Genomic DNA, 13,251 nt, shown 5'->3' on the forward strand with positions numbered 1-13,251 from the left:
TGGGCACGGCCGGCGGTCCCGCTTGAGAAGACCGCCGGTCTCTTGCACTCAAGCTAAGAGACCGGCGGTCTAATGTCAAAAGACCGGCAGTCTGTAATATGGGGGCATGGCGACCTTCCAGCGAGCGCGCAGCGAGGAACAGCGCGAGATCCGGCGGCGGGCGATCCTCGACACCGCGGCAGCAATGCTCGACGAGATGTCCGTGGGCGCACTCAGCCTGAACGAACTGAGCCGGCGCGTGGGCCTGGCGAAGTCCAACGTGCTGCGCTACTTCGAGTCACGCGAAGCCGTCCTGCTGGAACTGCTGGACCGCGACTGGCGGCAGTGGACCGCCGCCCTTCCCGAACAGCTCGCCGCCTCGGTCACCCCCGGCGCCCCGCCGATCCAGCGCGGTCAGGAGTTCGCCGCCGTCCTGGCGCACTCCCTCGCGCAGCACCGGGTGCTGTGCGACCTGCTCAGCGCCCAGGCGGGCGTCCTGGAGCACAACGTCTCCGCGGACGTGGCCGCCCGATACAAACGAGCGGCCCTCGACAACGTCGCCGCTCTGGCCGCACTCACCCGCCGGCACCTCCCCGAACTCGGCGGCCGCGCCGACCAGCTCTGCGCCCAGGCCATCATGGTGAGCGGCGCGGTATGGACCCATGCCCGGCCGTCTGCCGCCATGCTCGCCGCCTACGCAGCTGATCCCTCACTCGCCGCCCTGCGCATGGACTTCACCGCCACCCTGGAGGAGATGCTGACAACGCTCATCGCGGGCGCCCTCGCCAGGACCGAGGAATGACCAGGAACCCCACCCGCCCCCCGTCTCCGAGTCCGCAGTGCCCAAGACCGCCGTCTGGATCTACCGCCTGTCACCCTTCACGAATTCCCCCACCCTTCGTCTCAACTCATCGTGTCACCCACGGTGTTGACCGGCTCTGCCGGCCCCTGTGCTCAAGCCGTTGATGAACAGCCTGCGGGCCGAGTGCTCACCAACATCACCTGGTGATCACGCTGCGCACGCGCCCACCAGTCGATCACCCGCTCGGTGTTCACCGTCCAGCCGTCGCCGCCGTCCTGGCCCAGGTGGACCGCCTCCCGGCGCGGGCAGACGATGAACATCGCCCGCAGGCCACTTGATAGCGCCTCCTCGACAGTCAATTTGGCGGGCATCGGCCGAAAGTACGAGCCGGAATTGACCGAAGGAACTATCCGTCCATTCCGTTGTCCTCCGGAACGGTCGGTTATTTCTTGCGGATTGAACCAGTGACGGCTTTATCTCCGTGTCTATGGACAGTTGTTACGTAGCTGCTGATTTACCGCAATAGCGGCCCCATAAGTTCCATCGTGTCGCCGGGACACACGGTGCGAACGGCGACGAAACCTCTCTTCATCACCGACAGAAGGAGCACGGCCATGGCTGTCATCCGTCGCCGTAACGCCATCCGTACCGCCGCGATCGCCACCGCCGCGGGCGCCGCGATCCTCATTCCCTCGGCCGTCGCCTTCGCCGCGGACGCGCCGCAGACGTCCCCGTCCGCCACGCAGAGCGAGACCGCCAAGCCGGAGAAGAAGGACGAGCGGAAGACCGAGCAGCCCAAGGCCGAGCGGACCTTCGTCGCCACCAAGCAGCTCGCCGGCGGCTTCACCGCCAAGGTCTACAAGACCGGCAGCGGCTACGAGGCCGACATCATGGCCCCGGCGCCCGACTCCGGCAAGACCGTCGTCTGGGACACCCTCAAGACCTCCGGCGGCAAGCCCGCCTACGGACAGCACAACGGTGCCCACTTCACCCTCAACCCTGACGGCACCATGACCTCCTGGGCCGAGGGCGGCAAGAAGGACGAGAAGAAGCAGGACAAGAAGACCGGTCAGCAGCAGAAGCAGGGTGGTGGCCAGCAGACCAAGGTCACCCCGAAGGGCGGCGTCAAGGCCGGCGCCGAGGGCGTCGGTTCCGCCGACGGCACCCTGCTCGCCGCCGGGGGCGGCATCGCCGCGGCCGGCGCCGCGGGTCTGGGGTTCGCCATGCTGCGCCGCCGCGACGCCGCCCGGATCGATTCCTGATCCCGGCCGGCGGGCGCTGAAGGAGCGGGACGGGCCCGCATGCGGCCGCAGGTCCCGCCCCGCTCCCGCACCTGTCTCACCGACCACTCCAGGAACCCTCAGGAGCTTCCCGTGATCACCTCCGCCGACAAGCCCCGTGTCCTCGGGGTCGTGCTCGCGAGTGTGCTCGCCCTCGCCCTGGGCGGCGGGCTCATGGCCTGCGGCCAGGGCGGCGCTCCCGCGCCCGACGTCTCCGTCGAGAACGCCTCCACCGCCCCGGCGGGACGGGCCGCCGAACCCATGAAGCCGTCCAAGCCCACCCGGCTGCGGATTCCGTCGGCGGGCGTCGACACGAGCCCGGTCCTGGACCTGGGGCTGGACGGCAACGGCGAGATGGAAGTACCGCCGGTGGACAAGGCGGACCGGGCCGGCTGGTACGACCAGAGCGTCACCCCCGGGGAGAAGGGGCCGTCCGTCCTCGTCGCCCACTACGACACCGCCAAGGGCCCCGCCCTGATGAGGAACGTCGGGAAGATCAAGCTCGGCGACGTGATCAAGGTGGGACGGGCCGACGGCACGACCGCGGCATTCACCGTCCGCAAGATCCAGCAAGTGGACAAGAAGGACTTTCCGACCGAACAGGTCTACGGTGACACCGACCGTCCCGAGCTGCGTCTGATCACCTGCGGCGGACCCATCGTCGACGGCCACCGCTCGGGCAACATCATCCTCTACGCCGACCTGGTGAAGTGACACAAGAACGGACGCCCCCAGTGCCCCGGCCGCCGCGCCCCCGTACCGCGCCCGCCCGGGCGCTGCGCCGTATCGCGCTGCTGGCCGCGGCGGCGGGAATCCTGGCGCCCCTGGCCGGATGCGCGGACACCGGCGGACCCGTGAGCGCCGGCCCCGCCCCGACGGCCTCGGCCCCGAGACTCCTGTGGTCCGGCAGACCCGCCACGCCCTCCGGCGACATCCGGAAGGTGGATCCGCTCACCACGGTCAAAGCCGACATCGCCGCGCATCCCCAGGTGGCCACCGGGCCGGACGGGATGGACGACGAGACACGGAAGAAGGTCGCCGCGTGCTCGGCGGCCGGGCGAGGCTGCCCGGTGCGTCTGCCCGAGTACCACGACCTGACGGGTGACGGCAGGGACGACCTGATCGTCGGCATCGACATGGAGGGCGGCACCCTGTCCCTGCGTGCCTACACCCTCCGCGAGGGCAAGCCCGTACGCATCCTGTCGTATCCCTGCACCGCCCGGGCGGTGCAGGTCGCGGGCCGCGACCTGATCGTGTGGGAGGACACGGCCTCGCCGGACTACCAGCAGCGCACGGTGTACTCGTGGGACGCGCGTCAGGGAGCCATGGAGTTCCAGTCCCAGGAGTACCGCCGCGTCCCCGGCACCTCGCCTTCCGGGGCCGGCCGGTGAGCATCCGTGCCCGGGCGGTGGCCCGGCGGCTGTCGGCCTGGTCCACAACGCTGCACGCGAAGTTCACCTTCTTCCTCACCGCCGCGTGCTGCACGGTCGCCGTGGTGCTCGGGATCCTGGTGCACGTCGGCGTCACCGAGCAGACCGTCCGGCAGGCCCGCTCCGAGGCACTGGCCAACCTGGACACCACCACCCGTGCCTACATCGCCGGCGACCCGCTGCCCTCGACCGGCCAGTTCGACCCTCCCGGCCTTCCCCAGCCGCTGCGCAGACTCGCCCTGCGCGGCGAACACGGCACCATGCTCGGCGAGTACGACGGACGGCAGACGATGTGGGCCGCCGGTCCGGCGGACGGCAAGGTGCTGGCGGCCAGGGCCGACTACGACCGCGGCGCGGCAACCATCGCGGGCCTCGACCACGCCATCGCCATCTCCGCGGTTCTGGCCATCGTCTGCACCCTGCTCGTCGGCACCTTCGCGGTCTCCCGGGTGACGCGCCGACTGCACCGCACCGCCACTGTGGCGCGCAGGATCAGCACGGGCGACCTCGGCGCCCGCGTCGCCGACCCACGCGCCGCCGCTCCCGGCGAGCACCGGCAGCAGGACGAGGTGGCCGCAGTCGCCGCGGCTCTCGACGCGATGGCCGCCACCCTCCAGGACAGGCTGCAGAGCGAGCAGCGCTTCACCGCCGACGTCGCCCATGAACTGCGTACTCCGCTCGCGGGCCTGCACACCTCCGCCGAGCTGCTGCCGCCCGGCCGCCCCACCGAGCTGGTACGGGACCGGGTACGGCATCTGAGCCGGCTCATCGAGGACCTGCTGGAGATCTCCCGGCTGGACTCGCGGACGGAGCGGGCGGACCTCGACACGCACCGGCTGGGAACTCTGGCCGAGGCCGCCGCGCGGATCCCGGGCCAGGAAGCGGACGTCCACCTGGTGCGCGACACCTGTGTGGTGACCGACCGGCGCCGCCTGGAACGGGTCCTGGGCAACCTCCTCACCAACGCCCACCGGCACGGCCGCCCGCCCGTCACCCTGACCGTCGACGGCCCGAAGATCACCGTCCGCGACCACGGCGACGGCTATCCCGAGTACCTGCTGGACCAGGGCCCCCAACGCTTCCGTACACAGGCCACCGGCAGCAAGGGCCACGGTCTGGGCCTGACCATCGCCACCGGCCAGGCCCAGACGATCGGCGCCGGGCTGGAGTTCGCCAACGCGCCCGACGGCGGCGCGGTCAGCGTCCTCACCCTGCCGGTCGCGGACCCCGACTCCCCCGGCGCCGCGGAGGAATCGCCCGCACCGCCGGGGCGTTGACGGCCCCGGGCCGTGTCCGGCCGGTCCTGCCATCACTCAACCCGACAACGCCAACTCCCCGCCCGCGACGGCCATTCAGCCGGTGTTACGGGGTGAGGTCGAGGACGCGCACCGGCTCGCCCTGCCACCGCTGTGGCTCGGTCGTCGCGATACGGCCCCGTCCGGGCGGTCGGCAGTGGGCTGCGCCGCGTACTGGCTGTGAGCCGCCGCCCACGTACGTTGCCGTGCAACGGCCAGCGCCGCAGGCAGGTCCACGTCGAGCACGGTGATGCCGGGGGCCGCGGGACGAGCTCGTCGTGCATGGGTCCAGCCCAGGAAGGGCTACTCCTTGACGCCCACCCCGGCGTAGAAGGCCACTCTGGCCAGCTCCTCGGCGGTCGGCGGCTCGCCGTCCGGGCGCCACAGGGGTGCCTGCACCACGCCGGGTTCCAGCAGTTCGTAGCCGTCGAAGAAGGGCACGAACTCCTCGAAGCCGCGGACGGTCAGCTGGGCGGTGGCGTTCTTGTACATCTCGGCGGCGTCGCCGTCGACGTGGCGGTGGAAGTCGCCGGTGCCGTGGGTGAGGATGAGGTGGCTGCCCTGCGGCAGTGCCTTGCCCAGGGTCTCGAGGATGCCCGCCGGGTTCTCGTCGTCACTGATGAAGTGCAGGACGGCGACGAGCAGCAGGGCCACCGGCTCGTCGAAGTCGATCAGTTCGCGCACCACGGGGTGCCGCAGGATCGCCTCGGGCTCGCGGACGTCCGCGAGGACGAAGCCGGTGCCCTCGGTGTTCGTCAGCTTCGCCCCGGCGTACGTGGCCACGATGGGGTCGTTGTCGACGTACACCACGCGCACCCCGGGGTCGATCTCCCGTGCCGCCTCATGGGTGTTGGGCGAGGTCGGGATGCCGGTGCCGATGTCGATGATCTGCCGGATGCCGCTGCGCGCGGCGTTGCGCACCGCGCGCAGCATGAACGCGCGGTTGGCGCGGGCGCTGGGCCGTGCGTCGGGGACGAGCCGGACGACGGCCTCGGCGGCCTCGCGGTCCACCTCGTAGTTGTCGCGGCCGCCCAGGTAGTAGTCGTACATCCGGGCCGGGTGCGGCCGGCTGGTGTCGATCTCCTCCGCGGTGAAGGCCGTGAAGTCCTGCTCGCCGAAGTCCTGTTCGTTCATGTCCCCGATCGCCTCTCGCTCAGCTCAGTAGCCTCAGTCGCCTCAGTCGCCGACCCCGGAACCGGCGAGCAGGAAGTCGGCCTCGCCCGCCTTGGCCCCCCGGATGAAGGTCTCCATCTCGTGACGCGTGTAGATCAGCGCGGGGCCCTCCGGGTCGGTCGACTGGCGCAGGGCCACCCGTCCGTCCCGCAGCCGCATGGCCTCGACGCAGCTTCCCCCGTTGCCACCGCTCCACGGCTTGCGCCACCCCTCGGTACCGAGGTCGGCGGCGGGCATGCCGTTGTACACGTGGTCCAGATCCATGGTTCAGATCTCCTTACGAATGCCACCGAGGAATGCCTTGGTGGTGTGTGCGGGCGCGGCCTGCGCGCACATGCGGTCCAGCGCCTCGAGGAACGCGGAGACGTCCTCGCGCTGGTCGAAGTACGAGGCGCCGATGAGGTTCTCGGCGTAGGCGATGTCGGGGAGTTCCTCGATGGGGAACCGGAAGATGTGGAACGGCCCGTACATCGCGGGGTGGGGCCCGGAGGCGAACGGCATCACCTGGAGCCGTACGTTCGGCATGTCGGTGGCCTCGATGAGTCGGGAGACCTGGGCGCGCATGACGTCCGGGCCGCCGATGGGCCGACGCAGCACCGTCTCGTCGATGACCACCCACAGCAGCGGCGGGTTCTCGCGCACGAGCAGCCGCTGGCGCTCGCGGCGGGCGGCGACCGCGCGCTCGATCTCGCTGTCGGGGGCGTGCGGCTGGCCGGCCCGCAGCACGGCCCGCGCGTAGTCCTCGGTCTGCAACAGGCCGGGGACGTAGTGCGGTTCGTAGGCGCGGATGACGTTGGCCTCACCCTCCAGGCTGACGAACGCGCTGAACCACTCGGGCAGGACGTCGCGGAAGCGGTGCCACCAGCCGGGGCGGTTGGCCTCGCGGGCGAGCGCGAGGAAGCCCTCGATCTCCGTCTGGCCGGTGACGCCGTAGATGCGCAGCAGCTTCTCGACGTACGGAAGTTTCAGGCCGACCTCGGCCTTCTCCATCCTGCGGACGGTGGCGTGTGTGACGTCGAGCGCGCGGCCCGCGTCCTCGAAGGAGAGCCCGGCCCTTTCCCTCAGGTCCGCCAGCCGCTTGCCGAGTACGACGCGCAGCACGGTCGGCGCCCCCGTCGGCCGTGCGTCCCCCACTGTCCACCCCCTCCAACTGCCGTCATATGCCAGCAGTGTGCCACGCAGACTGTGGAGCCGACAGACTGTCCTTGCGATTCTGCAATTTACAGACTGAAGGTTGCCACATCTGACTCACATCGCACATAGTTGCGGAGTGGTCCCCTCCCAAGACGCACCTTCGCCGGCGCGCCTCGGCCGCCGCCTCATCGGGCGCCCGCAGGACGCCTGCGCCTATTTCAACTTCCCCGCCCACAACGCCTCGGTGGCAGAGGCACGACGACGGGTTCTCACGTGGCTCCGCGAGTGGGGCCTCGACGAAACGGCGTGCGACGACGCCCAGTTGGTGGTGTCGGAGCTCTTCACCAATGCCGTACGGCACACGGACAGCGAAAAAGTCAGCTGTCAACTGCGCGTGGACGCCGCTCACTTGCGCATAGAAGTCGCCGACCACGGCTGCGCCCCGACGGAACCGAGGGCACGGTGCAGCGGCGCGGACGAGGAGAGCGGGCGCGGACTGCTGCTGGTCGGCGCGCTCTCCCGGGCCTGGGGCGTCCGCCCGGACGACGCGGGCCAAGGCCGCGTCGTCTGGGCCGATCTGCCGTACGGCCGGCTGCCCGGCTGAGACTGCTGCCCGGCCGAGACTGCCGCCCGGCCGAGACTACTGCCCGACTGGGACTACAGCCCGGCTGGGACTACAGCGGCAGCAAGTCCGGGCGTTTGGGCTCGACATGGTCGCCCGAGGACTCCCCGCGCAGTCGGCGCCCGATCCACGGCACGAGGTGCTCGCGCGCCCAGTGGATGTTGTCCCGGCGGACCTCGGCCGGTGTGCGGTGCTCCTCCTCCGGCCACGGCTGGTCCGGGTCGGCCGGCACGTCGAGCCCCAGGACCTGGGCGGCGCGCAGCGCCACCCGCGTGTGCCCGTCGGCCGACAGGTGCAGCCGGTCCTCGCTCCACGCCCGCCGGTCCTGGACCGAGCGCAGCGACCACAGGTCGAGGACCGGGCAGTCATGCCGGTCGGCGATGGCCCGTACGTGTGCCGTGTACGTCGCGATCTTGCCGCGCAGGTGCCGCAGGACCGGCATGCCGCGGGTGTCGAAGCCGGTGCACAGCAGCACCGTTCCCACGGACGAGGCCAGTTCGGCGACGGCCGCCTCGTACCGCGCGGCCACGTCGTCCGGGTCGCTGCCCGGCCGCAGAATGTCGTTGCCCCCCGCGCAGAACGTGACGAGATCCGGCCCGAGTTCCTTCGCCCGCGGAACCTGCTCCTCGACGATCTGGTCGAGAAGCCGGCCGCGGATCGCGAGATTGGCGTACCGGAAGGTGTGCTCTTCCTGCTGATCGGCCAGGAGTACGGCCAGTCGGTCGGCCCAGCCGACGAAGGTGTCATCAGGACCCGGGTCCCCGACGCCCTCGGTGAAGCTGTCCCCGACGGCTGCGTACGACCCGATCGCGCTCTTGCTGATTGATTTCGAATCGTCTGCCACGTCAGCTCATCATTCCGTCCGAGGAGTGACCTACGCCACCGTAACCAGGGGTTGACGTGCCGTGATGTATCCCACCCCGAAAACGTCAACCGGAGCGGAATACGCCCGTGGGGGTGCCCTCCGCACGCGGCAGCCCGTACAACCGGTGTCGTAAAGTCCGTTCATCCGCTGCGACGACCCACGTCGGCGGCCGACCCTGGGAGTGCCCGTGACGCAGACGCCGTACGTTTCCGCGACCGAGCCCGAACTGGCGGGAGTGCGCAACTTCCGTGATCTGGGCGGCTTGCCGGCCGCCGGCGGGAGACGCGTACGGCCCGGTGTCCTCTTCCGCAGCGGCCACCTCGCCCATGCGACCGAGGCGGACACCGCCTTCCTCGAGTCGCTGGGCCTGCACACCGTCTTCGACTTCCGCAACGACGCCGACATCGAGCAGGAGGGCCCGGACGTCGCCCTCGCCGGGGTGTGTCACGTCAACATCCCGCTCACCGACCCTGCCGACGGCACCGAGTTCTGGGACATGGTCCGCGAGGGCGGCCTGGAGCGGCTGCGGGAGGTGCTGGGCGAGGGCCGGGCGGCGGAGCGGATGTCCGGCACCTACCGCGAGCTGATCACCACGCGCACTGCCGAGCACAGCCGGATCCTGCACTCCCTGGCCGAGGACAGCGTGCCCGCGCTGATGCACTGTGCCGCCGGCAAGGACCGGGCCGGGCTCTCGGTCGCGGTGACGCTGCTCGCGCTCGGGGTGCCGTACGAGGCCATCGAGGCCGACTACCTGGAGTCGAACGCCCCGCACCGCCGCTACAACGTCCGGCGCGGCGACGGCTCCGACGGCTCCTCCTCCCCCGAGGTGATGGAGCTGCTGTCGCCGTTCTTCGAGGCCCGGGCCGACTACCTCGCCGCGGCGTTCACCGCCATCGAGGAGACCTGGGAGACGACCGAGAACTACCTCACCGAGGGTCTCGGGCTCACCCCGGAGACCCGCGAGCGGCTCCAGGAGCGCCTGCTCACGGACGACTGACGCGTACGGCGGGGCGTGCGAGCCGTGCGCCCCGCCGCCGCGTCAGCGGTTCGCGACCGCCTGCTTGACCAGCGTGCGGCCGAAGTCCCACATCAGCGAGCCGCCGCTGTGGGCGTCGTCCATGACGGCCGTGAAGGCGTCCACGAAGCGGTCGGCCTCGCGCTCCCCGATGATCAGCGGCGGGATCAGCTTGATCACCTCGAGGTGATCGCCGGAGACCTGGGTGAGGATGCGGTGCCGCTGCAGCAGCGGCACCACGACCATCTGCGCGAACAGGCCCTTGCGCGCCGCCTGGAGCATGGTCCACCGGCTGCGCAGGCCGAGCGAGGACGGACGGCCGAACTCGATGCCGATCATCAGGCCTCGGCCGCGCACGTCGTGCAGCAGCTCGTACTTGCCGACCAGCGCCGCGAGCCTGCCGCGCAGCAGTTCGCCCGTCTGCCGGGCGTTCGCGACGACCTGCTCGTCCTCCATGACCGCGAGCACCGCGAGACCGGCCGCCATGGCCTGGGCGTTGGAGCCGAAGCTCGCCGAGTGGACGAGCACCCGGTCCATGGAGGAGTAGACCTTCTTGAAGATCCAGTCCCTGCCCAGGGTCGCGCCGACGGGCACATAGCCGCCCGACAGCGCCTTGGCCACGCACACCAGGTCCGGCTCGACGCCGTGCTCGTGCTGGTAGGCGAAGAACGCGCCGGTGCGCCCGATGCCCGTCTGCACCTCGTCCGCGATCAGCAGCGCCTTGTGCCGGTGCAGCAGCTCCTGCGCCGCGCGCAGGAAACCGGGCGGCGCCTCGTGGACGCCCTTGCCCTGGATCGGCTCGACCACGAAGGCCGCCACGTCACCGCGCCTCAACTCCCGCTCCAGCGCGGCGAGATCACCGAGCGGGACCGCCGTGTCCGGCAGCAGTGGGGCGAACCCGTCGCGGAAGCCGTCCTCGCCGTTGACGGACAGCGATCCGGTGGTCAGCCCGTGGAAGGCGTGCTCGCAGTACAGGACCCGCGGTCTGCCGGTGGCGTACCGCGCGAACTTGAGCGCCGTCTCCACCGCCTCCGTGCCGCTGTTGCCGAAGAACACCCGGTCCAGATGGGGCGCGTACGACAGCAGCTTCTCGGCGAGGAGGCCGGGCAGCGGCTGGCAGTCGAAGCGGGTGAGGTCGGCGAGCGAGGCGTCCAGGACGTCGTGCAGGGCCTTGCGGACGACCGGATGGTGGCGGCCGAGGCCCATCACCCCGAAGCCCGCGAGCATGTCGAGGTAGTCCTGCCCGTCGGTGTCCCAGAAGTAGGCGCCCTCGGCCCGCTCGTAGACCTTGTCGAAGCCGATCGTGTGCAGCATGCGCGGCAGTTGGTGGTTGAGGTACCGCGCGTGCAGGTCGTACCGCTCGCCACCGCGGGCGGCGAGCAGGGCGGAGAGGTCGAAGCCGGTCATGCGTTCTCCTTCTGGGCCTCCACGGCGGGTTCCTCCCGGGCCGCGGCCGCCTGCGTACGGGCCAGGACGGCGCTGATCCGGCCGGCGATCTCGGCGGGGGTGAGCCCGAGATCCGCCAGCACCTCGGCGCGCTTGGCGTGGGGCAGGAACTGCTCCGGGATCCCGAAGGTCTCCACCGGCAGGTCGGTCCCCGCGTCGCGCAGCGCCTGGGCGACGGCCCAGCCGACGCCTCCCGTACGGCTGTTGTCCTCGACGACGGCGACCATGCGGTGCCGCCCGGCGAGCGCGGGCAGCTCCTCGTCGACCGGCTTGACCCAGCGCGGGTCCACGACGGTGCAGCCGGTGCCCCGTCCGGCGAGCAGGCCGGCGGCGTCGAGCGCCACCTGGGCCATGGCGCCGACCGCGACGAGCAACACCTCGGGGTCGCCGGTGCGCCGCAGCACGTCCATGCCGCCGATCCGGTCCTCGGCGGGGATGTCCTGGCCCACCTTCTCCTTGGGGAACCGTACGACCGTGGGGGCGTCGGCCACCTCGACGGCCTCGCGGAGCTGGGCGCGCAGCTGCGCCGCGTCGCGCGGGGCGGCGATGCGCAGGCCGGGGACGACCTGGAGGATCGACATGTCCCACATGCCGTTGTGGCTGGGGCCGTCGGTGCCGGTGACGCCGGCCCGGTCGAGTACGAACGTCACGCCGCACTTGTGCAGGGCTACGTCCATCAGCACCTGGTCGAAGGCCCGGTTGAGGAAGGTCGCGTACACCGCGAAGACCGGGTGCAGCCCGCCCGTCGCCAGCCCCGCCGCCGAGGTCGCCGCGTGCTGCTCGGCGATCCCCACGTCCCAGACCCGGTCCGGGTACGCCTCCGCGAACTTCGTCAGGCCCACGGGGTGCAGCATCGCCGCCGTGATCGCCACGATGTCCGGCCGCTCCGCGCCGAGTCGGACCATCTCGTCGCCGAACACCGACGTCCAGGAACGGCCGGCGGCGGGCCCCAGGGGCTCGCCGGTCAGCGGGTTCGTCACTCCGACGGTGTGGAAACGGTCCGCCTCGTCCTCGAGGGCGGGCCGGTAGCCGCGCCCCTTCTCGGTCCGGCAGTGGACGAGCACGGGGCCGTGGAAGCGCTTGGCCCGGCGCAGCGCGGACTCGACGGCGCCGATGTCGTGGCCGTCGATCGGGCCGAGGTACTTCAGCCCGAGGTCCTCGAACATGACCTGGGGCGCGAAGGCGTCCTTGAACCCCTTCTTCGCGCCGTGCAGCGACTCGTAGAGCGGCTTGCCGAGCAGCGGGACGCGCTGGACGGCCTCCTTGCCGCGGGCGAGGAAGCGCTCGTAGCTGTCGGTGGTGCGCAGGGTGGCGAGGTGGTTGGCGAGGCCGCCGATGGTGGGCGCGTAGGAGCGTTCGTTGTCGTTGACGACGACGATCAGCTGACGGTCCTTGGCGGCGGCGATGTTGTTGAGCGCCTCCCAGGCCATGCCGCCGGTGAGGGCGCCGTCGCCGATCACGGCGACGACGTGGCGGTTCCACAGGCCGAGCACCTGGTTGGCCTTGGCGAGGCCGTCGGCCCAGCCGAGGACGGTGGAGGCGTGGCTGTTCTCGATGACGTCGTGCTCGGACTCCTCGCGCGACGGATAGCCGGACAGGCCGCCCTTGCCGCGCAGCTTCGAGAAGTCCTGCCGCCCGGTGAGCAGTTTGTGGACGTAGCTCTGGTGCCCGGTGTCCCACAGGATCCGGTCGGAGGGCGAGTCGAAGGCCCGGTGCAGGGCGATGGTCAGCTCGACCACGCCGAGGTTCGGGCCGAGGTGTCCGCCGGTCCTGGCCACGGCGTGCACCAGGAAGTGGCGGATCTCCTCGGCGAGTTCGGTCAGGTCATCCGCGCCCAGTGCCTTCAGGTCGCGCGGTCCCCGGATGTTCTCCAGCAGCGACACCCCGGCCCCCTCCTTCTCTGTCAGGCTTGTCTTCCCACCCCGCCGGTCAGGCCACGGACACGGCAGGCGTCCCGGAGGGGGCACCGTCCGCCGCCATCTGCTCGGCGAGTTTCATGGCTTCCTCGATGAGGGTCTCGACGATCTTCGACTCGGGCACCGTCTTGATCACCTCGCCCTTGACGAAGATCTGCCCCTTGCCATTGCCGGAGGCGACACCGAGGTCGGCCTCACGAGCCTCACCCGGACCATTGACCACACAGCCCATCACCGCCACCCGCAGCGGGACCTCCATGCCCTCGAGCCCCGCGGTCACCTCGTCGGCCAGCT

At 71.0% G+C, this 13,251-nt stretch carries 14 protein-coding genes and 2 pseudogenes; 7 read left to right on the plus strand and 9 right to left on the minus strand.

Annotation, left to right across the window (positions count from 1 at the left end):
• The first annotated feature begins 106 nt into the window (after positions 1-106).
• On the plus strand, positions 107-781 hold the full coding sequence (locus tag ACV530_RS35385) for a TetR/AcrR family transcriptional regulator (RefSeq protein WP_494336823.1): 675 nt from the start codon (positions 107-109) through the stop codon (positions 779-781).
• Positions 782-933: 152 nt separating this feature from the next.
• Here the strand turns inward: ACV530_RS35385 and ACV530_RS35390 are convergent, their stop codons facing one another.
• A complete protein-coding gene (locus ACV530_RS35390; protein WP_494336824.1) occupies positions 934-1,152 on the minus strand; it encodes a hypothetical protein in 219 nt (72 codons plus the stop codon).
• A 243-nt stretch (positions 1,153-1,395) separates the two neighbouring features.
• Here ACV530_RS35390 and ACV530_RS35395 point away from each other — a divergent pair, with 243 nt between their 5' ends.
• The 4 genes from ACV530_RS35395 (at position 1,396) to ACV530_RS35410 (ending at position 4,768) form a co-directional block, all read left to right on the plus strand.
• The gene (locus tag ACV530_RS35395) at positions 1,396-2,043 is read left to right on the plus strand and encodes a hypothetical protein (RefSeq protein WP_494336825.1); all 648 of its coding nucleotides are present in this window, start codon (positions 1,396-1,398) and stop codon (positions 2,041-2,043) included.
• Between the two features lie 192 nt (positions 2,044-2,235).
• Positions 2,236-2,775, plus strand: a complete 540-nt coding sequence (locus ACV530_RS35400) for a class F sortase (protein WP_494336839.1) — start codon at positions 2,236-2,238, stop codon at positions 2,773-2,775.
• A 20-nt stretch (positions 2,776-2,795) separates the two neighbouring features.
• On the plus strand, positions 2,796-3,452 hold the full coding sequence (locus ACV530_RS35405; protein ID WP_494336826.1) for a hypothetical protein: 657 nt from the start codon (positions 2,796-2,798) through the stop codon (positions 3,450-3,452).
• Complete coding sequence (locus ACV530_RS35410; protein WP_494336827.1) at positions 3,449-4,768, plus strand: sensor histidine kinase; 1,320 nt, start codon at positions 3,449-3,451, stop codon at positions 4,766-4,768. Before ACV530_RS35405 ends, ACV530_RS35410 begins: the two co-directional genes overlap by 4 nt.
• 85 nt (positions 4,769-4,853) lie before the next feature.
• On the opposite strand, the pseudogene ACV530_RS35415 reads toward ACV530_RS35410, so the two are convergent.
• From ACV530_RS35415 to ACV530_RS35430, 4 genes and pseudogenes are all read right to left on the minus strand, one after another.
• A pseudogene (locus ACV530_RS35415) lies at positions 4,854-5,068 on the minus strand (hypothetical protein); the annotation flags it as partial.
• A 21-nt stretch (positions 5,069-5,089) separates the two neighbouring features.
• A complete protein-coding gene (locus ACV530_RS35420; RefSeq protein ID WP_494336828.1) occupies positions 5,090-5,920 on the minus strand; it encodes an SAM-dependent methyltransferase in 831 nt (276 codons plus the stop codon).
• A gap of 42 nt (positions 5,921-5,962) precedes the next feature.
• Entirely contained in the window at positions 5,963-6,223 is a 261-nt protein-coding gene (locus tag ACV530_RS35425) for a DUF397 domain-containing protein (protein WP_494336829.1), read from the minus strand.
• A 3-nt stretch (positions 6,224-6,226) separates the two neighbouring features.
• Complete coding sequence (locus tag ACV530_RS35430; RefSeq protein ID WP_494336830.1) at positions 6,227-7,093, minus strand: Sco1979 family transcriptional regulator; 867 nt, start codon at positions 7,091-7,093, stop codon at positions 6,227-6,229.
• 136 nt (positions 7,094-7,229) lie between these two features.
• On the opposite strand from ACV530_RS35430, the gene ACV530_RS35435 reads away from it, so the two are divergent.
• The gene (locus tag ACV530_RS35435) at positions 7,230-7,697 is read left to right on the plus strand and encodes an ATP-binding protein (RefSeq protein WP_494336831.1); all 468 of its coding nucleotides are present in this window, start codon (positions 7,230-7,232) and stop codon (positions 7,695-7,697) included.
• Between the two features lie 70 nt (positions 7,698-7,767).
• Here the strand turns inward: ACV530_RS35435 and ACV530_RS35440 are convergent, their stop codons facing one another.
• Positions 7,768-8,559 (minus strand): SGNH/GDSL hydrolase family protein, encoded by a 792-nt coding sequence (locus tag ACV530_RS35440; RefSeq protein WP_494336832.1) that lies wholly within the window; start codon positions 8,557-8,559, stop codon positions 7,768-7,770.
• Between the two features lie 208 nt (positions 8,560-8,767).
• On the opposite strand from ACV530_RS35440, the gene ACV530_RS35445 reads away from it, so the two are divergent.
• Complete coding sequence (locus ACV530_RS35445) at positions 8,768-9,577, plus strand: tyrosine-protein phosphatase (protein WP_494336833.1); 810 nt, start codon at positions 8,768-8,770, stop codon at positions 9,575-9,577.
• Positions 9,578-9,619: 42 nt separating this feature from the next.
• Here the strand turns inward: ACV530_RS35445 and ACV530_RS35450 are convergent, their stop codons facing one another.
• The 3 genes and pseudogenes from ACV530_RS35450 to ACV530_RS35460 all read right to left on the minus strand — a co-directional run.
• Positions 9,620-11,002, minus strand: a complete 1,383-nt coding sequence (locus ACV530_RS35450) for an aspartate aminotransferase family protein (RefSeq protein WP_494336834.1) — start codon at positions 11,000-11,002, stop codon at positions 9,620-9,622.
• Positions 10,999-12,924, minus strand: coding sequence for a 1-deoxy-D-xylulose-5-phosphate synthase (gene dxs, locus ACV530_RS35455; protein ID WP_494336835.1), 1,926 nt, complete (start codon positions 12,922-12,924; stop codon positions 10,999-11,001). Before dxs ends, ACV530_RS35450 begins: the two co-directional genes overlap by 4 nt.
• A 46-nt stretch (positions 12,925-12,970) precedes the next feature.
• Positions 12,971-13,251: pseudogene (locus ACV530_RS35460) on the minus strand (flavodoxin-dependent (E)-4-hydroxy-3-methylbut-2-enyl-diphosphate synthase); the annotation flags it as partial.

It is taken from the genome of Streptomyces sp. SX-6, assembly GCF_059089585.1.

Bases quoted from the DNA above. Each gene is read 5' to 3' on its own strand.
- ACV530_RS35385 (WP_494336823.1), top strand. From the start codon at position 107: ATGGCGACCTTCCAGCGAGCGCGCAGCGAGGAACAGCGCGAGATCCGG.
- ACV530_RS35390 (WP_494336824.1), bottom strand. From the start codon at position 1,152: ATGCCCGCCAAATTGACTGTCGAGGAGGCGCTATCAAGTGGCCTGCGG.
- ACV530_RS35395 (WP_494336825.1), top strand. From the start codon at position 1,396: ATGGCTGTCATCCGTCGCCGTAACGCCATCCGTACCGCCGCGATCGCC.
- ACV530_RS35400 (WP_494336839.1), top strand. From the start codon at position 2,236: ATGGCCTGCGGCCAGGGCGGCGCTCCCGCGCCCGACGTCTCCGTCGAG.
- ACV530_RS35420 (WP_494336828.1), bottom strand. From the start codon at position 5,920: ATGAACGAACAGGACTTCGGCGAGCAGGACTTCACGGCCTTCACCGCG.
- ACV530_RS35425 (WP_494336829.1), bottom strand. From the start codon at position 6,223: ATGGATCTGGACCACGTGTACAACGGCATGCCCGCCGCCGACCTCGGT.
- ACV530_RS35450 (WP_494336834.1), bottom strand. From the start codon at position 11,002: ATGACCGGCTTCGACCTCTCCGCCCTGCTCGCCGCCCGCGGTGGCGAG.